15 protein-coding genes are annotated in these 19364 nt (G+C 70.2%); 10 read left to right on the top strand and 5 right to left on the bottom strand.

All coding sequences use genetic code 11. From position 1 onward, the window contains the following. The first annotated feature begins 16 nt into the window (after positions 1–16). Complete coding sequence (locus HNR01_RS17225; RefSeq protein ID WP_183668861.1) at positions 17–1057, top strand: alginate O-acetyltransferase AlgX-related protein; 1041 nt, start codon at positions 17–19, stop codon at positions 1055–1057. Here HNR01_RS17225 and HNR01_RS17230 read toward each other — a convergent pair. Next, positions 969–1916 (bottom strand): YihY/virulence factor BrkB family protein, encoded by a 948-nt coding sequence (locus HNR01_RS17230; RefSeq protein WP_017485560.1) that lies wholly within the window; start codon positions 1914–1916, stop codon positions 969–971. The genes HNR01_RS17225 and HNR01_RS17230 overlap by 89 nt on opposite strands. 107 nt (positions 1917–2023) lie before the next feature. Between HNR01_RS17230 and HNR01_RS17235 the strand changes: the two genes are divergently transcribed. From HNR01_RS17235 to HNR01_RS17245, 3 genes are all read left to right on the top strand, one after another. Then, entirely contained in the window at positions 2024–2914 is an 891-nt protein-coding gene (locus HNR01_RS17235; RefSeq protein ID WP_183668863.1) for a DMT family transporter, read from the top strand. Between the two features lie 170 nt (positions 2915–3084). Beyond that, a complete protein-coding gene (locus HNR01_RS17240) occupies positions 3085–4773 on the top strand; it encodes an acyl-CoA dehydrogenase family protein (protein ID WP_183668864.1) in 1689 nt (562 codons plus the stop codon). A 146-nt stretch (positions 4774–4919) separates the two neighbouring features. Next, entirely contained in the window at positions 4920–7331 is a 2412-nt protein-coding gene (locus HNR01_RS17245; RefSeq protein WP_183668866.1) for a putative bifunctional diguanylate cyclase/phosphodiesterase, read from the top strand. 32 nt (positions 7332–7363) lie between these two features. Here HNR01_RS17245 and HNR01_RS17250 read toward each other — a convergent pair whose 3' ends face one another. Both HNR01_RS17250 and HNR01_RS17255 read right to left on the bottom strand, forming a co-directional pair. Next, positions 7364–7564 (bottom strand): hypothetical protein, encoded by a 201-nt coding sequence (locus HNR01_RS17250; RefSeq protein WP_153874556.1) that lies wholly within the window; start codon positions 7562–7564, stop codon positions 7364–7366. Positions 7565–7642: 78 nt separating this feature from the next. After that, positions 7643–8917 carry a glycosyltransferase family 4 protein gene (locus HNR01_RS17255; RefSeq protein WP_183668868.1) on the bottom strand — a complete coding sequence of 425 codons (1275 nt, stop codon included), beginning with the start codon at positions 8915–8917 and terminating at the stop codon, positions 7643–7645. Between the two features lie 225 nt (positions 8918–9142). Between HNR01_RS17255 and HNR01_RS17260 the strand changes: the two genes are divergently transcribed. The 5 genes from HNR01_RS17260 (at position 9143) to HNR01_RS17280 (ending at position 14206) form a co-directional block, all read left to right on the top strand. Beyond that, entirely contained in the window at positions 9143–10447 is a 1305-nt protein-coding gene (locus tag HNR01_RS17260; protein ID WP_183668870.1) for a glycosyltransferase, read from the top strand. 248 nt (positions 10448–10695) lie between these two features. Continuing rightward, entirely contained in the window at positions 10696–11049 is a 354-nt protein-coding gene (locus HNR01_RS17265; RefSeq protein ID WP_017485553.1) for a phasin, read from the top strand. Positions 11050–11237: 188 nt separating this feature from the next. Continuing rightward, a complete protein-coding gene (locus tag HNR01_RS17270) occupies positions 11238–11987 on the top strand; it encodes a phasin family protein (RefSeq protein ID WP_183668872.1) in 750 nt (249 codons plus the stop codon). 221 nt (positions 11988–12208) lie between these two features. Further along, entirely contained in the window at positions 12209–13690 is a 1482-nt protein-coding gene (locus HNR01_RS17275) for a DegQ family serine endoprotease (RefSeq protein WP_017485551.1), read from the top strand. A 264-nt stretch (positions 13691–13954) separates the two neighbouring features. Further along, entirely contained in the window at positions 13955–14206 is a 252-nt protein-coding gene (locus tag HNR01_RS17280) for a hypothetical protein (RefSeq protein WP_183668874.1), read from the top strand. Between the two features lie 120 nt (positions 14207–14326). On the opposite strand, the gene HNR01_RS17285 is transcribed toward HNR01_RS17280, so the two are convergent. After that, on the bottom strand, positions 14327–14557 hold the full coding sequence (locus tag HNR01_RS17285; protein ID WP_153874559.1) for a hypothetical protein: 231 nt from the start codon (positions 14555–14557) through the stop codon (positions 14327–14329). Between the two features lie 130 nt (positions 14558–14687). Then, complete coding sequence (locus HNR01_RS17290; protein ID WP_183668876.1) at positions 14688–17729, bottom strand: glycosyltransferase; 3042 nt, start codon at positions 17727–17729, stop codon at positions 14688–14690. A 339-nt stretch (positions 17730–18068) separates the two neighbouring features. Between HNR01_RS17290 and HNR01_RS17295 the strand changes: the two genes are divergently transcribed. Then, positions 18069–19340: a hemolysin family protein gene (locus HNR01_RS17295; RefSeq protein ID WP_309236218.1), complete on the top strand. Its 1272-nt coding sequence runs from the start codon at positions 18069–18071 to the stop codon at positions 19338–19340. The last annotated feature ends 24 nt before the right edge of the window (positions 19341–19364 follow it).

Here is a 19364-nt window from a genome sequence, read left to right on the forward strand (position 1 = left end):
CCGCTAAAATCCCCCGATGACCTCCGTCCCCGACCCGGCCGCCGACGTATACGAGGGCCGGGACGGCTGGCTGTTCCTGATCCGGGGCACCAACCGCGTGCTGGAGCAGTACGGCCGGCCGGGCGTCTCGCGCCGGACGCTCTGGCGCTGGCGGCGGCTGATCGAGAGCCGCGTGCGGCGCTGCGCCGGGCTCGGCGCGACCTACCTCCACGCCCTCGCCCCGGAAAAACTCACCGTCTATTCCGAACGCGCGGAAGACCTCGCCTTCGATCCGGCCCGGGCTCCGGCCCTGCGGCTTGCCCGCTGGCTCACCGCCTCGCCCGGCGCCCGCGCGTGGGTCGATCTCGCGGGCGCGTTCCGAGCGGCGCGAGACGGCCCGCCGCTCTATCTGCGAACCGACACCCACTGGACCTTCGAAGGCTGTTCGCTGGCCTACCGCACGATCCTGTCGCGGATGGGCGTGCCCCCGCGCGACGACGTCGAGGCCCGGCGCCAGCGCACCGCCCTCCCCTTCTCGGGCGATCTCGGCCGCAAGTTCACGCCCCACCGCACGGAGCTCGCGGAGGGCACGGCCTTCGCGAGCGCGGCGCGGCGCATCCACGCCAACGACCTCCTGCTGGAGATGGAGGCGCTGGGGCGCGGCGGCGACGCGCATCTCGGCAGCCACGCGGTGTTTTGCAACGACGACCCTCTCGCCGATCCGCGCCGCCTCGTCATCTTCGGCGATTCTTACGCGCAGCACACTGCCCACAGCCCGCTCGCAACGCTCACCGCGCTCTTCGCCGACCGGTTCCGCGAGGTTCATTTCCTGTGGTCGACGGGCATCGACTGGCGCTACCTCGAACGGGTCCGCCCCGACTTCGTCCTCGGCGAGATGGCCGAGCGCTTCGTGATCGACCTGCCGCCCCAAAACATCCGGATCGAACGGCTCGCGGAACTCGCCCGCGAGCGGAAGCTGATGGGAACGATCACGGGAGCGGATTGGCGCTCACCCGCGCCGCCTCCGCCTGACGCGCCCGCATCCGCGCCTGAAGCCGCTGGCGCCGCGCCGCGATGACCGTACCGTTGATCTCGCCGCCGAACAGGAACATCGCCGCGAGCCAGTAGAGGAACACCAGGAAGATCATCGCGGTCGCAAGGCCGCCATAGGTCGAGGCGTAGGCGTTCGAGAAGCGGTCGAGATAATAGCCGAAGCCGAGGCCGGCGAGGAACCACAGGCCGAGCGTCACGGCGATGCCCGGCAGCACGGACAGCACCGGCCGGCGCCCGGCGGCGACGAACTTATGGGCGATCACCAGCACCAGCGCGATCAGGAAGGCGGTGACGCCGATCCGGCCGATGGCGACGGTGAGGCCTAGCGGCTCCAGCCCAGGTGCCACGAAGACGAGTTGGCGCCAGATCAGCGGCCCGAGCACCACGAGCAGCGCGAAGGCCAGCATCGCGAAGGCGCCGCAGACGACGTAGCCGATCGATTCGAGCCGGGTGAGCCACCAGGGCCGCATCTCGCGGATGCCGTAGGCGCGGTTGAGTCCGACCCGGAGCGACTCGACGCCGGAGGACGAGAAGTAGAGCGCGAGCAGCGCACCGAGCGTCAGCACGCCGCCGCGCTGCTCGGTGAGCAGGCGGTGCACCTCGCCGACGATGGGCTTGGCCACCTCCCGCGGCACGGCGTCGAAGATCAGCGTGCCGGCCTCGTCCGCCAGCGACTTGGTGCCGATCAGGCCAGCGAGCGCCGCGAGCAGGATCAGGAACGGAAACAGCGAGGTCAGCATCGACAGCGCGATGTGGCTCGCGATCGCCCAGCCGTCATGGGCGACGAAGCGCTGCGCGGCCAGCCCCGTCACGTCGAGGATCTTTTTGAGTCGGCTCAAGGGCGGTGGCGGCTTCTGCGGCTGAGTCGAGGCGAGCCGCTCCATACGGGCCATCGGATGCTGCGCGTCAATCTCGGGTGCGGGCGGAGCATAGCCGCCCTCAGCATTCTCCGGTTGCCACGCGCCCGGTTGCGTGCTGCCTGCCGGGCGCCATGCCGACCGTCCTCTCCAGCCTGATCCCGGCCGCCTTCGTGCTGATCTGGGCAAGCGGCTTCGTCGCCGCGCGCTACGTGGCGCCCTACGCCGAGCCGCTCGCTTTCGTGGCGCTCCGACTGGCCCTGGTGGCGATGGTGCTGGCCGGAATCGCGTTCGCGCTCCGCGCGCGCTGGCCCCGGACCGCCGACGGCTGGCGCGACGGCATGATCGCGGGCGTGCTGATGCAGGGCATCTACGTGGCCGGCGTGTTCTGGTCGGTGCATCACGGCCTGCCCGCCGGCATCGCGGCGCTGGTGGGCAGCCTCCAGCCGCTGCTGACGGCGGCCGTGTCGCAGCCGCTGCTCGGCGAGCGGGTCGGGCCACAGCGCTGGGCCGGGATCGGGCTCGGCTTCCTCGGGGCGGGACTGGTGCTCGGGCCGAAGCTCGGCGCGGTCGATGCCGCCGGCATCCCCCCCGTTGCGCTCCTCGTCTCGCTCGCCGCGATGCTGGCGATGACCGCCGGCACGCTGTGGCAGAAGCGGCGCGGCGCCGGCGCCGACCTCGTCACCAATGCCTGCCTGCAATTCGTCGGCGGCACCGCCTTCGCGGTCCCGCTCGCGCTCGTCGCCGGTGAGACGCATCTCGCCCCGAGCCTGCCGCTCGGCCTCGGCATGGCGTGGTCGGTCCTCGTGAACTCCGTCGGCGGCATCCTGCTGCTGCTGGCGCTGATCCGGCGCGGGGCCGTGGCCGGCGTTGCCTCGCTGCTGTTCCTCGTGCCGCCTGTCTCTGCGGTGATCGCCTATCTCATGTTCGGCGAGACGCTGACGGCAATGCAGGTTGCCGGCATGGCGGTTGCGGCCGGCGGCGTCGGTCTGGCGAGCGGTCCTCAGACACGCTCAACGCGGTGAACTGTATGATGAATTCAGCCTAAAGACGGGGGATGCGGCGATGAGAAACCACTATTGTGCCGGCGATCCTGTCTATAAAGAAACCAACCGTCCGCCTTCCTAGAAGTCCCGCTCAGTCACGCCGGAACGCCATCCACTTCGGCTCAGAGCGCCCGAGAAGAGAGTTCGCCATGGCAGCATCTCCCGCGATCCAGCCCGCCAACGACCCGAGCGATTTCGTCGCCCTGGCCAAGGACGCCGCCGCCGGCGCCAAGGCCCTCGTCGCCGAGGCGACCGCCCGCGTGAAGGCGCGGGTGACGGGCCCCGAGGGCAAGCTCGATGCGGGTGCGCTGGAGCGCGAGCAGCACGCCGCCCACGGTCTGTCCTGGCTTGCCACCTACGGCGAGGCGGTGCGCGAGCTCGCCGACTACGCCGAGCGGCTCAAGGGCGAGGGCACCTTCGGCGAGACCGAGGCTCTGCTCGTGAAGATCGGCGTCGGCGAGTATCTCGACCAGATGTTCGGCGGCATTCCGATGAGCCAGGGTGAGATCGTCCGCCCGACGGCGCTCGGCTTCACCAGCGCCGAACTCGCGTCCCTGCGCACGCCCGCCATCGACGCGGCGATCGCCGAGGGCAATACGCCGGCCAACCGCGCTGCGCTGGTGGCGAAGATCCGCGAGGCCACGACCTCGGGTGCGGCCACCATCGGCCTCTCGGGCCTCGACGAGGACATGGAGGCGATCCGCACCGAGATGCGCCGCTTCGGCAAGGCCGAGGTGGTGGAGCAGGCCCAGGAGTGGCACCGCGAGAACGCCTACATCCCGATGCCGATCATCGAGAAGATGGCCGAACTCGGCGTGTTCGGCCTCACCATCCCCGAGGAATACGGCGGCATGGGCATGCCCAAGGCCGCGATGTGCGTGGTCTCGGAGGAGCTGTCGCGCGCCTATATCGGCGTCGGCTCGCTCGGCACGCGCTCGGAGATCGCCGCCGAGCTGATCCTGTGCGGCGGCACCGAGGAGCAGAAGCAACGCTTCCTGCCGCGCATCGCGAGCGGAGAGATCCTGCCGACCGCCGTCTTCACCGAGCCGAATACCGGCTCCGACCTCGCCTCGCTTCGCACCAAGGCGGTCAAGGAGGGCGACGTCTGGAAGATCACGGGCAACAAGACCTGGATCACCCACCCCGTGCGCGCCGACATCATGACGGTCCTCGTGCGCACCAAGCCGGAGGAGAAGGGCCACCGCGGCCTCTCCATGCTGATCGCCGAGAAGCCGCGCGGCTCGGACGAGAACCCCTTCCCCGTCGACGGCCTGTCCGGCGGCGAGATCGAGGTGCTCGGCTACCGCGGCATGAAGGAGTACGAACTCTCCTTCGAGGGCTTCTCCGTGCCCGCCGCCAACCTGCTCGGCGAGGTCGAGGGCAAGGGCTTCGCTCAGCTCATGCAGACCTTCGAATCGGCCCGCATCCAGACCGCGGCCCGCGCCATCGGCGTGGCTCAGTCGGCCCTCGATATCGGCCTGCGCTACGCCGAGGAGCGGGTGCAGTTCGGCAAGGCGCTGGTCGAGTTCCCGCGCGTGGCCGACAAGCTCGCGATGATGGCGGTGGAAATCAATATCGCCCGCCAGCTCACCTACTTCTCCGCCCGCGAGAAGGACGAGGGCAAGCGCTGCGATCTCGAGGCCGGCATGGCCAAGCTGCTCGGCGCCCGCGTCGCCTGGGCGGCGGCCGACAACGCCCTGCAGATCCACGGCGGCAACGGCTTCGCGCTGGAATACCCGATCAGCCGCGTGCTGTGCGACGCGCGCATCCTCTCGATCTTCGAGGGAGCCGCCGAGATCCAGGCCCAGGTCATCGCCCGGCGCCTGCTGGAGCAGTGAGAGAGACTTGATCCGTCCTTGATCGGCGCTGTGCTGGTCGAGGACGGGCCACCTCTTCAAGATCAGCCGTATAGCCGGCTCATATACTTCCCCTCAACGAACGCCTGTTAGGCCGTGCTTCGACTTCCTCGGAGCACGGCCTTCGCTTGCCCATCCCGACATCAGACGCGCACGCCGCCGCGCTGATCCAGCACTGGCGCAGCTGCCGCACCCGCCCCGGGGCGATGCCGGGCTACGACGCCGTCGTCCTGGGCAGGCTCGGCCGCCTGGCCGATCGCTGCGCCCTGATCGCCACCCGCGAGGGCCGTGCCGAGCGCATCCTGTGGGGCGGCCCGGGGTTCCGCGACTGGTTCGAGGACGAGATCCGTGACCGGCCGCTCGCCCAGATGCCCGACGAGATCCGCCGGCCGATCGAGGAGATCGGGGTGGCCGCCCTGCGCACCGGCGAGCCGGCGGGCGCACGCTGCGACCGCATCACCGATGGCATCGTCACCACCTGGAGCCTCGTGGGCGTCCCGCTCGCCAACGGCGGCGGAACCCCCCTTCTCCTCATCCACGTCGACAGCGAGGGCGTGCGCACGGAATTGATGCAGGCGGTGTTCGGTGCCACCGGCCAGGGGCTGATGGCGCTCGGCGCCGTCCGCGACGCCGAGAGGGCCGTCGCCGACTTCAAGGTCGTCGCCCTGAACCAGGGCGCCGCCGAGATCTTCGGGCGGTCGATCGTGAGCCTGCAGTGGCAGCGGCTCAGTGATTTCGTGCCGATGCGGCTCGGCATGACGCAGCGGCTGTCCGGCATCCTCGGATGCTCCGAGCGGGCGGTGTTCGAGCTCGCCACGCCGCGCTCCGACGGGACGACACTCCACTTGAAGGTCGAGGCACAGGCCATCGGCGACCTCATCGCCGTCGCCATGACCGACGTCGGCGACATCAAGGCGCGGGAGGATTCGTTCCGCTTCCTGTTCGAGAGCAACCCGCTGCCGATGTGGCTGGTCGACCAGGAATCGGCCCGCTTCATCGCCGTGAACGAGGCGGCGGTCGCCCATTACGGCTACAGCCGGGACGCTTTTCTGGCCCGGAGCCTGACGGACCTCTCGGAAGCCGGCGCACGCGGTCCCGCCCGTGACGGCCACCTGCAGCGTCACCTGCGGGCCGACGGATCGCTGATCGAGGTGACGCTGTTCGAGCGGACCCTCGCCTTCGAGGGACGCCACGCCCTTCTCGGCGCGGCCATCGACGTCACCGAGCAGCGCCGCGCCGAGGCCCGCATCACCCACATGGCCCATCACGATGCGCTGACGGGTCTGCCGAACCGGGCATTGTTCGGCCTCCGCCTCGCCGATGCGATCGCCGAGCAGGCCCGGACGGGCGCAGGCGCCGCCCTGCTGTGCCTCGACCTCGACAAGTTCAAGTTCGTCAACGACACGCTCGGCCATCCGGCCGGCGACGCCCTGCTCCGGGTGGTCGCGGAACGGATCACGGCCTGTCTGCGCCGGGAAGATCTCGTCGCCCGGCTCGGAGGCGACGAATTCGCCGTGCTGCTGCACAATGCCGAGAGTGCGACCGTGGCGGCCGTCACCGGCCGGATCATCGAGGCCCTGTCGCGCCCGGTGCGGCTCGGCGACCGCGAATGCCAGATCGGCGTGAGCGTCGGCATCGCGCGCCTGCCCGAACACGGCACCGACTCCGATACGCTGCTGCGCAACGCCGATCTTGCCCTCTACCGGGCGAAGGCCGACGGCGGCAGCGTCGCCCATTGCTTCGAGACGGCGATGGACAGCTGGGCCCGTTCGCGGCGGCGGCGGGAGACCGACCTGCACGAGGCCTTCGCCCGGGGCGACCTCGCCCTGGCCTACCAGCCCGTCGTCGACGTCGGGTCGCGGGCGGTCGTGGGGTTCGAGGCGCTGCTGCGCTGGCACCACCCCGTCGAAGGCACGATCCCGCCGGCCGAGTTCGTACCGCTCGCCGAGGAAGTGGGCCTCATCGTGCCGATCGGCGCCTGGGTCCTGCGGCAGGCCTGCGCCGAGGCCAGCCTGTGGGCCGATCCGGTTCGCGTCGCGGTGAATCTCTCGCCGGTGCAGTTCCGCGATCCCGGTCTCGTGGCGACGGTGCGCGAGGCACTCGCGCTCTCCGGACTCGCGCCGCACCGCCTCGAACTGGAGGTTACCGAATCGGTGCTGCTCGTCGCGAGCGAGGCCAATGTGGCGATGCTGCACGCTCTGCGGGATCTCGGCGTGCGGATCGCGATGGATGATTTCGGAACCGGCTACTGCTCGCTGAGCTACCTGCAGAAGTTTCCCTTCGACAAGATCAAGATCGACCGCTCCTTCGTGAGCCAGCTCGGCGAGAACCCGCACTCGACGGCGATCGTGCGGGCCGTGATCGGCCTCGGCGCCAGTCTCGGCATCGTCACCGTGGCCGAGGGCGTCGAGACCGAGGCGCAGTTCGCGCATCTGCGCGCCGAGGGCTGCCAGGAGGTGCAGGGATACCTGTTCGGCCGGCCGAATTCCGCCCCGGCGATCCGCGGGCTGCTCCGGCGGGAACCGGACCTCGCAGCCTGAGCCGCCAGGCGGTCCAGCGCCTCGTCCGGCTGCTACTTCGTGATCTTCACCGAAACCGGGTCGCTCGACGGGAAGGTCTCCTCCAGCGCCTCGTCGAGGCGCTCGTCCTTCTCGTCCTTGCGGTTCTCGGGGATCGCCTTGTCGCCCCCTCCGTCCTGCTGGAAGCCTTTGGATTTGGTCTCGTCGGTCGGCTGGGTCTTGTCGGACACGTCTACCTCGCGGTCTGTCGTCATGCGCCGCGCGTCACCGCGCGACTCTGATGCGGACCAACGCGAGCGCGGCCTTCCTGTTTCGTGCGATCGCACCTTCGGTCACGGTCCCGCGGGTGCCGCGCCGCGCAGGCCCGGCCGTTCTGCCGCGCGTGGGGCGAGCCGCGCTTCGCGCATCACGAGGCCGTAGACCTGCTCCAGGCGGTCGAGATGCGCATCGACGCTCAACGGCGCCGACCAGTAGCGCTCGTAGGCGCGCTCGGCCATGCGCGCCGCCAGAGCGTCGTCCGACAGCCGGGTCAGATGCGCGGCCAGCGCCCCGGCATCGCCCGAGCGGAACCAGAACCCGTTCTCGCCGTCCTCCACCGCCTCGCGCCCGGCGCAGGCGTCGGAGACGACGACCGGGCAGCCGCAGGCGAGCGCCTCGTAGACGGTGAGCGGCTGGCCCTCGTACCAGATGCTGGGGAAGACGAGGGCGCGGGCACCCCGCATCAGAGCCTGCACCTCGGGCCCGCTCTTCCAGCCGAGCATGACCGCCTCGGGATAGCGCGCCTTCAGTTCCGCCGCGCTCGGTCCGTCGCCGACGAAGACCGGACGGATGCCGGCCCGCCGCGCGGCCTCGGCGAAAATCGGCGCGCCCTTCTCCGTCGAGATGCGGCCGACGAACAGGAAATCGCCGCGTGCCCCACGCTCCGGCGGCTGCCGCTCGACCGAGATCGGGTTGTCGATCCGGTGGAACACCGTGCGCGGGGGCAGGAGCGGCGCGATCACCCGCTCCTGCAGCGCGCTGATCGTGACCACGTGGCGGAACAGGCCGGGCAGCCCGGCGACATGCTCCAGGCCGAGATGGCGCACCACCCGCAGCAGCTTGCGCGGATAGGAGCGCGCGTCGCAATTCGTGGTGAGGCAGGCGGCCGACATCGGCGTGCGGTGGCAGATCCGGTCGGCCGGATACTCGTAGAAGCCGCCATTGGGGCAGACGAGGAAGAACTCGTGCATCGTGTAGAGGCACGGCAGACCCGAGCGCCGGATCGCCGTGCCGATCGCGGGCGAGAGCGCCTTGGCGAAGGCGTGGACATGGACCAGCGTGTCGCGGGGATCGCACAGCTTCAGCTCCGCGGCGAGGCGGGCGGAGGCCCGGGTGTTCCAGATCGCCTGGGCGGCGAAGGCGAGCTTGTTGGTGGTGGAGGTGATGTCGTCCTGCCCGAGGCAGATCACTCGCGCCCCGCTGGCGGCGAGCCGGGGATCGACCGGGCCGACCGCCGCGAAGACCGTAACCCGATGCCCGCGCTGCCGCAGGCCGACGGCCGAATCGAGGGCGACCTTGGCCTGGCCGCCGTTGATATGGGCATGGTCGAGAACGAGGACGACGTGCACGGCGGCTCCCGACTCTTTCCCACGCATCGTCCCGAGAGCCGGCACCCGCTCCCGCGGCGACCCGCGGCTGATCGGCCCCGTTTACCAGCCGGCAGTTGATCTCCCGTAAACCTTGCGGGCGGACGTTCGCCGCGCTGTTTCGGCCTCGTCCCCGGAGCGTCGTCCTTGCCCGAGAACCGGATCATCCGTCGCGAGGACGCGCTTAAACTGGAGGGGAGCGCAGCGATGCACGTGGTCATCCTCGCCGAATTCGCTGCGGCCAGCGGCGGCGCCGAGAAGGTCGCCGTGGAATCCGCCCGCGCCCTGGCGGAGGCCGGCGCGGAGGTGACCTACATCCAGGCGATCCGCGGTCCCGTCGATCCGCTGCTCGACCATCCGCGTCTGCGCCGGATCGAACTCGGTCTGTCCGACGTCTGGTCGTTGCCGGCTTGGCGCGGCGCGGCGTCGGGGATCTGGAACGGGGCGGCCGCCGCGCGCCTCGCGACCGCACTCGACACCCTCGACGCCCTGCCGCGCCCACCCGACTGCCTCCATCTGCATCAGTGGACCCGCGCGCTCTCGCCCGCCGTGCTGCCGGTATTGCTCGGCCGCGGCATCCCCGTCGTGCTGACACTGCACGACTACGCTCTCGCCTGCCCGAACGGCGTCGACTATCGCTTCGACCGGGCCGAGCCCTGCACCGTCGCTCCCCTCTCCGGCGCCTGCCTCGCGGCCCCCTGCGATCCGAAGAGCCGGCTGCACAAGCTCGTGCGCGTCGGCCGCGCCGCCGCCCTGCGGCTGGCGCTCGGGCAGGCCGCACTCGACGTCGTCCATGTCTGCGACGGCAGCCGCGCACGGATGGAGCGACGGCTCGGCGCCTTGCGCGTGCGCCACCACCGCATCGACAACCCGGTGCGGATCGAGCGGGGGATACCGGCGGAGCCGGCCGCCAACGACGCCGTCGTCTATGTCGGGCGCCTTACCCCGGAGAAGGGCGCCGACCTCGTCGCAGAGGCCGCGCGCCGGGCCGGAATGCCGGCGCTGTTCGTCGGTGCCGGACCGCTGGAGGCGCGCCTTCGGGCCGAGGGCGCCGAGGTGCTCGGCTGGCGGAGTCCCGAGGCGGTCGCGGCGATTCTGCGCCGTCGGGCACGCGCGGTCTGCGCCCCCTCGCGCTGGCTCGAGACCGGGCCGCTCACCGTCTACGAGGCGCTGGCTCAGGGGCTGCCCGTCGTCGCCTCGCAACGCTCCGGCGCCGCAGAGAAGGTCGTGGACGGTGAGACGGGCTTCGTCGTCGCACCGGAGGTCGTGGCGCTGGCCGATGCGTTCCAGGCCCTCAAGGACGACGCGCTGACCGCGCACCTCGGCCGGGAGGCCTACGACCGGTACTGGCGCGCACCGCTGACGCTCGCCGCCCATGGCCGGGCACTGTTCGATCTCTACGCTCGGCTCAAGGATGAATACCTTATGCGGCAGTGCGGCATGACCGGCGATCCCACCCTGCCCCAAACCGCGCTCAGCGGCGGCGCTCCCCTTGGCAGATCCCATTTTTAGTCACTATAATGCCGACTTGGTGCCTGATGCTCGATGCCGCCGGCGCAGGGTCGGAGGCAAAATCTAGATTTATAACAAAAGCATAACGCCCGCCCCTCTCGCTACGGACATTGTTCGGCATCGGCCCGAAACTGTTCTTGACTTTCATGTTGCACCGCAACATACGAGGTGCGGGCCGGTTCGCCGCGGGGAGGCCTTCGGAGCTCCCCGAAACCGAATTCTCCCGGTCCGTCTGACAGGAGAGACAGATGAGCACCCAGAGCTTCGAGATCCCCGCTGAGTTCCGTGACTTCGCCGACAAGAGCGTCGATCAGGCTCGCAACGCCTTCGGCACGTTCCTGAACGGTGCGGTGAAGACCTCCGAGCAGATCCGGAACTCGGCCTCGACCGTTCAATCGACGCTGCACGCTGCGGTGCTCAAGAGCCTCGACCACGCCAAGGTCAACGCCGAGACGACCTTCGACTACGCGCAGCGCGTCGTGCGCGCGAAGGACCCGCGCGAGGCCTTCGAGCTCCAGTCCGAGTTCCTGAAGACCCAGTTCGCCGCCCTCCAGGCCCAGGCCAAGGAGTACGGTGCCCTCGCTCAGAGCGTCGCCCGCTAATCCAGTCCGGCTTCGGGCCACGGCGTCGAAGGCGCCATGGCCCGTTTCGGGGGCATGGCGCCGAATCCGTCACCCGACGGGCTCGGCATAGCCCGTGCTCCGACGCTATGCTCCGCCGCAGCGCCAGTCGGCCCCGTTGCCGCCCGGGACACGCGCGGGGCAAAGGGTTTCGAACGAGGAGAAGGCCCATGTCGTCGAGCCGCCGCAGAGGACGCTCATCCGGAGCGCCCGCCACTCCCCAGCCGCCGACGCTGAGCGCACCTCAATCCGAGGTCGCCGAGGCGTTGCTGGCCGAGGCCCAGGCCGACCAGGGCCAAGCCGACAAGAGCCAAGCCGACAAGGGTCAGACCGACCAGGGCCAGGAACCCGAGCAGACGCCCGAGGCGAACGCGATGGACGTTCCGGCCGTGGAAGCCGCCGCGGCACAGCCGGCCGCGGAAGCAGATCCCGAAATTTCAGAACTATCCGCCGAGACGCAGGCCGACCGACCGGTCGAGCATCCGGCGCAAGACGCGGCGGAGGCCCTGGCCTCTGCGCCGGAGCCGATCGCTCCGGACACCGTCGAAGCCGTGGAAACGGCGGTCGACGCGCCGAGCGAGACGCTCGCGCCAACCCTGGTCGAGGCGACCCTGGCCGAGACCAAGCCCGCCCTGGGCGCCCAGCCGAAGCCGCACAGCGTCCATATCGGCGCGAGCTTCGCCTTTGCCCCCGCGCTCGCGCCCCTCACCGAGATCAATACGAAGCTGTTCGCCTTCGCCCGCGGCGAGGGCGAAGCGGCCATCGCGCATTTCCAGGCCCTTGCCCGCGCCAAGTCCCCGGCGGAGGCGATCCGTCTTCAGGTCACGGAGATGCAGCGCGCCGCAGACGCCTCGCTCACCTGCTTCAGCGAGATCGTGCGCAGCGCCAACCGCCTCAGCGACAGCGTTCGCCGGCACTGAGGCCGGTCCTCATCGCCGAACCCATCGGGGCGGTCGCCTGAGGGGCGGCCGCCCTTTTTCGCGTCCGGCATCGGCGCGTCGCCTCCGGCTCGTGGCCGCGACTTCCGGCCCCGACTCGTGGCCGGGTGACGCGGGGGAGACAGGTGCTCGCGCCCCTCGCCCCCCGCCGCCGCGGGGTCTACATAGCCCGCACCGCTCCAGCGTTCATCGGGAGACCCCGCATGCCCTCCTCGCCGCTTCTGCCGGCCTGTCTCGTATCCGCGCTGCTCCTCGCCGCCGCGCCCGTCGGCGCGCAGATGGCGAACACGCCGACGAAGCTCGCGCCGGAGAAGGCGGCGTCGGACAAGCCGTCCGAGAAAGCGGTGCCCCTGTCGAAGGGCGAGATCCAGCTCTCCTTCGCCCCGGTGGTGAAGCGGGCGGCGCCCTCCGTCGTCAACGTCTACGCCTCGCATGTCGAGAAGCGCTCCGCGCGCTCCAACGCCATGGAGGAGTTCATGCGCCGCTTCTTCGGCGAGGACCGGCCGGGCCGCGGTCCCGGCGGCATGCCCGGCGAGCGGGCGCAGCGCTCCCTCGGCTCGGGCGTGATCGTCGACGCCTCGGGCCTCGTCATCACCAACAACCACGTCATCGAGAACATGAACGAGGTGAAGGTCGCCCTCGCCGACAAGCGCGAGTTCGAGGCGCAGTTCGTGCTGCGCGATCCCCGCACCGACCTCGCCGTGCTCAAGATCAAGAGCCCGGCCGACATCGCGCCGATGCCGATCGGCGATTCCGACCACCTTGAGGTCGGCGACTTCGTGATGGCGATCGGCAACCCCTTCGGCGTCGGGCAGACCGTGACGCAGGGCATCGTCTCGGCGCTGGCCCGCACTCAGGTCGGCTCGTCGGACTACCAGTTCTTCATCCAGACCGACGCGGCGATCAATCCGGGCAATTCCGGCGGCGCGCTGGTCGACCTCAAAGGACACCTCGTCGGCATCAACACCGCGATCTACTCGCAATCCGGCGGCAGCCACGGCATCGGCTTCGCCATCCCCGCCAGCATGGTCCGCGCGGTGGTCGAGACCGCCAAGAACGGCGGAAGTCTCGTGCGCCGCCCCTGGCTCGGGGCGCGGGTGCAGACGGTGACGCCCGACATCGCCGAGAGCGTCGGGCTCGACCGTCCGACCGGCGTGCTGGTGGCGAGCATGCAGGCCAAGAGCCCGGCCGAGGAGGCCGGCCTCAAGCGCGGCGACGTGATCCTCTCGGTCGACGGCCAGACCGTCGATGATCCGGAAGCCTTCGGCTACCGCTACGCGCTCAAGGGCATCTCCGGCACGGCCGACCTCGGCATCCTGCGCGGCACCAAGCGGCAGACGATTCCGGTCAAGCTCGGTCCCGCACCGGAGACGCGCCCGCGCGACAGCCTCAAGGTTCGCACGCGCACGCCGTTTTCGGGCGCGACCTTCGTCAACACCTCGCCCGCGGTGAGCGAGGAGCTGCAGACGGATCTGCCGGAGGAGGGCGTGGCGGTGACCGCCGTCGATGATGGCTCGCTCGCGGGCCGGGCGGGCTTCCGCAAGGGTGACGTGATCGTGGCGGTCAACGGCATGCCGATCACCTCGACCAAGGACCTGGATCGGCTGACGCAGCGCAATCTCGGCCTGTGGGAGGTCGCGATCAAGCGCGGGGGCGAGGTGCTCACCTCGGTGTTCGGCGGATAAGTTCTCGATCGGCCCGGGTCCGCGCCCGGGCCGTGGCAGGCCCGGATCGGGCCGCGGCACGACGTGCGATTTCGCTCATCGGCTCGGCGGGCTTCCCGCTAGTCTCCCGGACAGGTTCTCGGAGACGCTCTTCGCTCCGGATGTTTCTTCGGCCTTCCGGCCGACGCAATCCGGTAACCGTACGAAGCAATCCGCTGGCAACCCGGCGTCCCTAGAACGGCGCCATACGAGAGCCGGAAGGCTCCGAACGGTGGGGCGGACATCATGCGGGACCTGATCAAGATCGCGGCGGCCGGAACGGTGATGGCGGCCTACGCCCTGCTCGCGCCCTCGCTCGTCGAGGCGGTGCCGGGCGCGACGGGTTCGGCGAAGGTCTTCACCCAGCGCCTGCCGCAGGCCGGCGGCACCGTTCCGGTGAGCGCCCGGATCGACGGCGAGGCGCCGATTCCGGGACAGGTCGTGGTGACCCGCCGGCCGCTTCTGGTCGGCATCTCGACGGGCGAAACCTCCCGATGACCGCCGCAGACACGCCTCTGCTCGCGGCGGCATTCCTTCTCGGCCTCGGTGCGGCCGTTCTCCTGAATACCCTGCTCGCCTGACGCCGATCCGACCGCGCCGGGCGTCACGGGTGCTGCTTCAGGCCGCCACGCTCGCCAGGGCGTGGCGATTGCCGTGCAGACCCGCGCAGAGATCATCGATCTCGGTCACGTCGAGGGCATCACCGCTGCTGGCGGCGATGGTGTCGATCAGGTCGTCCTTCCGGGGATCGAACGGGTGACCCTGCATCCGGTAGAACTGGTAGTAGCGCAACGCCGCCAGAAGCGTGTCGCGCTCGCGGGCGGTGACGGTGAGGTTCTGCGTGGTCATGGGCTTCCCCTTGGCTTGCAACGAACGCCGAGGCGAGACCGCGCGCGACTCGCCTAGCTTGACCGTTGTAGCCGCCGGGCGGCAGCCCCGTCTATGACATGTGCGGGGATCGCGCCGGGCATCGCCCATCTCACGGCTCGACGGGTGCCTCTCGCGCCCGGTGCGGACGAGCCAAGGGTCCCGCAACGGCTGCGGAGGAGATGCCTTCGGGCAATCCGTAATAGTCTTCGAGAATCCGCGGATAGACGGTGGGCCGGAACGGCTTGCGGGCGGCCCAGAGCACGTCGATCGGCAGCGCCAGCAGAGCCGCGTTCAGACGCTGCGGGTCGTCGGCCAGTGCCGGATCGAGACGGTGACCCTCCCCGCTCGCGCGCAGCCGCTCGGCCTGGGCGCCGAGGTCGAACACCACCGGCGGCACGCCTGCCGCGAGCGCCAGGGAGAGCGTGTAGCAGTACGTCTCCGGCGAAATCGACGGAAACAGCACGAGATCGGGATCGACGCGGGCGATGTGTGTCAGCGCCGCGGCATCACCGCGGTAGGGGCCGGTCTCGCGCACGCCCGCGGCCTCCATGGCCCGTGGATCGGCGGATCGGCCGATGATCGTGATGTCGAGCGGCAGTTGTCGCAGCCGGGCATCGAGGGCGAGGTTGTGGATCACGTCGAAGCCCTTCTGCACGCCGACCGATCCGATCACCGCGACCCGCAACGGCCCACTTTTCCGCTGACGGGCCTTGAGTTCGACGCCGGCGAGCGTCTCTTCATGCGGGCGCAGCGCGATGTTGTCGAGGAGGAGGACAGTGCCGATGCGGCCGGCGAGATCGGCGGACGGCGCGAACACCGCGCGCGCGCGGCCGAGGAACCCGGCCCAGACCCGCCGCCGCTCTGCCGGGTCGGGCAGGACGATGCCGTCGGCGTCGCGGTCGAGACGGATGCAGTCGCGGCAGACGGCGGGCTCCGCCAGCCCGCAATAGACGCCCTCGGGCCGCACGAGGTTGTTGCGGTGGCAGACCGAGGCATAGTCGTGCAGCGTCACATCGTAGCCGACGCCCGCCTCCTCGATCAGCCGCATCGCCGCGCGGGTCGAAGGCGCGTCGAGCCCCGCCAACGAGTGGACATGCACCATCGCCGGGCCGAGCCAGCCGATCAACTCGGCGAGGAGATCCGCGTCCCGGTCGAGGGAGAGCGGGTCGAGGATGGAAACGGGAAAGTCGATCGCGCCGATTTCGGGCAGGCCGAGCTTGATCCCGCCGGGTTCGTCGGTGCGCAGGTAGACCGTGGCCAGACCGGCCTCGGCCAGACGGGCGCTCAGCGCCTCGACATGGGTCTCGACCCCGCCGCCGAAATCGTGGGTCACGATCAGGGCGATGCCGCGCTCGGCGCTCGCCGTGGCACGTTTGGCGAAGCGGTAGAGGTCGAGCCGGCGGCGGGCAAAGCGCGCGGGATCGACCTCGATGTGGTTGTGGACCCGGCGCTGATAATCGGCGTGCTTGGTCAAGAGCGTGCGGAAGATGTCCGCCCCCTTCGTCGCGAGGAGCGTGCCGAAGGAAACGCTGCCGGAATGGAACACGAAGATGTCGTGCGCCAGGAGGTTGGTGAAGCCCGCCTTGAGGGCGCGCATGCAGAAGTCGTTCTCCTCGCCGTAGCCGCGCCCGAAGGTCTCGGCGTCGAGGAGGCCCACGGCGGCGATCGCCTCGCGGCGCATCGCCATGCAGAAGCCGACCCCCGTCGGCACCGGCGAGCTCGTGCGGGCGTTGCAGACGCGGGTGAAGGCGTCGATCTCGTCCGGCGTGACCTCGAGCCGGGTCTGATTGTCGACATTCGGCCGCGGATAGCTGCAGATCGTGGCGTTGTTGGAGAACGGTGTGACCGTCGCGACGCGGGGATCGGCGTCCATGTGCCAGAGCAGGCGGTCGAGCCAGTCGCCGTAGACGACGATGTCGGCATTGAGGAGAACCACGTCCTTGCCCTCGGCCCGCTCCAGGCCGCGGTTGCAGGTCCGCACGAAGCCGAGATTCTCATCGTTGACGAGGTGGGCGAACAGGCCCCTGCCGGTGAGGTCGGCGAGTGCCGCGCTCAGGCGCGGATCGGGGCTGCGATCGTCGATGACGAGGAGGGCGAAGGCTGTGGCCTGCGGCGCGCTCAGCACCGAGTGGATCGCCCGCAGGGTGTCGTCGTAGCCCTTGTAGACGGGCATGATCAGGACGGCCCGGGCCGCCGCGATGTCGGCGGCGGGCCGCACCCGCTCCCACTCGGCCGACGTCGGAGCGACCTGCGCCGGCCAGGTGCCGAGGCCGAACGGCGTCGGCCGGAAGCCGCGCGTCCGGCCAACGGCGAGATAGTGGAAGAATGGGTTGACCCCGGCGCCGAGCTCCCGGCGGTAATGCTTGCGGTAGAACCGTACCGAGAAATCGGGGCTCGGATCGCGATCTTCGTGGGCGCCGAAATCGAGGAAGTGGCGGACCGGATCGACGCCGGAGCGGCGAATGTCGGCGTTGGTGTCGAGGTAATGCTCGCGGTCGAAGGCGGCCGCCACCGTCTCGTAGATCTGCGCATCGGTGGCCTCGGCCGGATCGGCGGGCAGCATCGCGGCCGGCGGCTGGGTGCGCCGAGCGGGCGGAGCCGCAGCCTCGGAGGCCAGGAGCCGCCGCGTCGAGGCGAAATGGTAGAGCGGGCTGACGCCCAGGCGCCGCATATGAGCGTGACGCTGCAGGTAGGCATCGCCGGAGAAGGCATCGTTCGGGTCGAGCCCCCGCCGCCATCCCTTGGTCAGGTAATGGGCGAGCGGATCCTCTCCCCCCTCCAGGCCGGCGCGGCGGGCGTAGTACGGCGCATCGAAATAGGGTTCGACCACCGCGGCCTGGAGCGTCTGAAAATCCGGGCCGGGCTGCGTCGGGATCCGCAGCCGCTCCGCGCCGGAGAGACCGGCGTAGTGGAGAAGCGGATTGATCGGCGCCCGGTCGGCGAGGTGCCGGTCGAGGTAGTACAGGGTCGAGAACACTGCGGAGGGATCGCGGCCCTCCAACCAGCCGTGGTCGAGGTAGTGCCGAAGCGGATCGCCCCCACCCGCGGCCACGTCGGGATAGGCGGAGCGGTAGAAGGCGGGATCGAAGAAGGGAGCGGCGGCCACGGCATCGCGGCGCCCGGGCCGAAACAGCCTCGGCAGCTTGATCACGGCCACATCCCTCGAACACGCAGATACAGGGCCTCGCCGCCGGGATCGCCCCTCCGGAAAGCATGGGAACGAAGTGTGGCGCGGCCGGGGCGATTTCGTCCGCATACAGCATCGTTCGAAACGATGCCTGCCGGCCTGCAGACGAGGGCGCGGCGCGTGCCCATCCAATGACGCAGACGAGGTCGCCCACGCGAGAATGCGCCCGAACCTCTTCCCCCGCGACCGGGTTCGGCTCTAAGCATCGGTGCCGCCTCTGGTGCGGTCAGCAGTGCGGCTTGGCCCCGGGAGGGCACGATTTCGGACGGTCTCTGGTCATCGGCGCTCGGCCTCGTCGCGGTCATCGCGCTCGTCTTCGCCAACGGTTTCTTCGTCGCGGCGGAATTCTCCCTCGTCGCGGTGCGGCGCAGCCGGGTCGCCGAGTTGGTCAACGAGGGCCGGGTCAACGCCCGTGCGCTCCAGCGCGCCACCGACCGGCTCGACGCGCATCTCGCCGCGACGCAGCTCGGCATCACCCTCTCCTCCCTGGCGCTCGGCTGGGTCGGCGAGCCGGCCCTGGCCCACCTGATCGAGCCGCTGTTCCACTGGCTGCCCGACATGACCGCCGGCGTGACCGCGCACACGCTGGCCGTGGCCCTGGCATTCGCCGTAATCACCACGCTGCACATCGTGCTCGGTGAACTCGCGCCGAAAAGCCTCGCGCTTCAGCGCAGCGAGCGCACCGCGCTGGTGATCGTGCGGCCGCTGACCCTGTTCCTGTTCGTCTTCGGCCCGGCGATCCACCTCCTCAACGGCCTCGGCAACGGCGTGCTGCGGCTGCTCGGCCTGCGGCCCGGCGAGGGCGAAGGCCACCTTCCCTCCCCGAAGGAGCTGAGCCTGCTCGTGACCGCGAGCCACGAAGCGGGCCTCCTGCACGAGGCGCAGGAGGACGCCGTGGCGCGCATCCTCGCCATCGGCGAGCGGCGCATCCGCGAGATCATGACGCCGCGCAACGAGGTCGATTGGGTCGATCTCGACGACACGCAGGAAGAGGTCATCGAGGCGGTGCGCGCCTGTCGCCACGAGCAGCTCGTGGTGAGCCGCGGGCAGATCGACGACGTCGTCGGCGTGCTGCGCAAGCAGGATCTGCTGGACCAGTTCCTCGACGGCAAACCCCTCGACGTGAAGGGGGCGACCCGCGAACCCATCGTCGTCCACGAGGGGCTGGCGATCCTGAAGGTGCTGGAGATGTTCCAGACCAAGCCGGTGCGCATGGCGATCGTCGTCGACGAGTACGGCAGCCTGGAGGGCATCGTCACCCAAACCGACCTGCTCGAAGCGATGGCCGGCGAGATCCCGGAGCCCGGCGAGGAGCGGATGGTGGTCGAGCGCGAGGACGGCTCGCTGCTCATCGACGGCATGATGTCGGCGACCGACGCCTTCGACCGCCTCGGTCTCCCGGAGCGTCCGCGCTCGGACGACTTTTCCACGCTCGCCGGCTTCGTCATCGTCCAGCTCGGACGCATCCCGTCGGAGGGCGATGCGATCGAGACGCAGGGCTGGCGGATCGAGGTCGTGGACATGGACGGGCGGCGCATCGACAAGGTGCTCGCCACCCGCCTGCCGGAGGCTTGAGCGAAGCCATGACGGTCATCCCAT

This window comes from Methylorubrum rhodesianum (assembly GCF_014199985.1).
GTDB classification, from domain to species: Bacteria; Pseudomonadota; Alphaproteobacteria; order Rhizobiales; family Beijerinckiaceae; genus Methylobacterium; species Methylobacterium rhodesianum.

What these genes read in the sequence shown, in the direction of transcription:
- HNR01_RS17225 (WP_183668861.1), top strand. Translation starts at nt 17, where the DNA reads ATGACCTCCGTCCCCGACCCGGCCGCCGACGTATACGAGGGCCGGGAC.
- HNR01_RS17265 (WP_017485553.1), top strand. Translation starts at nt 10,696, where the DNA reads ATGAGCACCCAGAGCTTCGAGATCCCCGCTGAGTTCCGTGACTTCGCC.
- HNR01_RS17230 (WP_017485560.1), bottom strand. Translation starts at nt 1,916, where the DNA reads ATGGAGCGGCTCGCCTCGACTCAGCCGCAGAAGCCGCCACCGCCCTTG.
- HNR01_RS17280 (WP_183668874.1), top strand. Translation starts at nt 13,955, where the DNA reads ATGCGGGACCTGATCAAGATCGCGGCGGCCGGAACGGTGATGGCGGCC.
- HNR01_RS17275 (WP_017485551.1), top strand. Translation starts at nt 12,209, where the DNA reads ATGCCCTCCTCGCCGCTTCTGCCGGCCTGTCTCGTATCCGCGCTGCTC.
- HNR01_RS17240 (WP_183668864.1), top strand. Translation starts at nt 3,085, where the DNA reads ATGGCAGCATCTCCCGCGATCCAGCCCGCCAACGACCCGAGCGATTTC.
- HNR01_RS17285 (WP_153874559.1), bottom strand. Translation starts at nt 14,557, where the DNA reads ATGACCACGCAGAACCTCACCGTCACCGCCCGCGAGCGCGACACGCTT.
- HNR01_RS17270 (WP_183668872.1), top strand. Translation starts at nt 11,238, where the DNA reads ATGTCGTCGAGCCGCCGCAGAGGACGCTCATCCGGAGCGCCCGCCACT.
- HNR01_RS17250 (WP_153874556.1), bottom strand. Translation starts at nt 7,564, where the DNA reads ATGACGACAGACCGCGAGGTAGACGTGTCCGACAAGACCCAGCCGACC.
- HNR01_RS17235 (WP_183668863.1), top strand. Translation starts at nt 2,024, where the DNA reads ATGCCGACCGTCCTCTCCAGCCTGATCCCGGCCGCCTTCGTGCTGATC.
- HNR01_RS17260 (WP_183668870.1), top strand. Translation starts at nt 9,143, where the DNA reads ATGCACGTGGTCATCCTCGCCGAATTCGCTGCGGCCAGCGGCGGCGCC.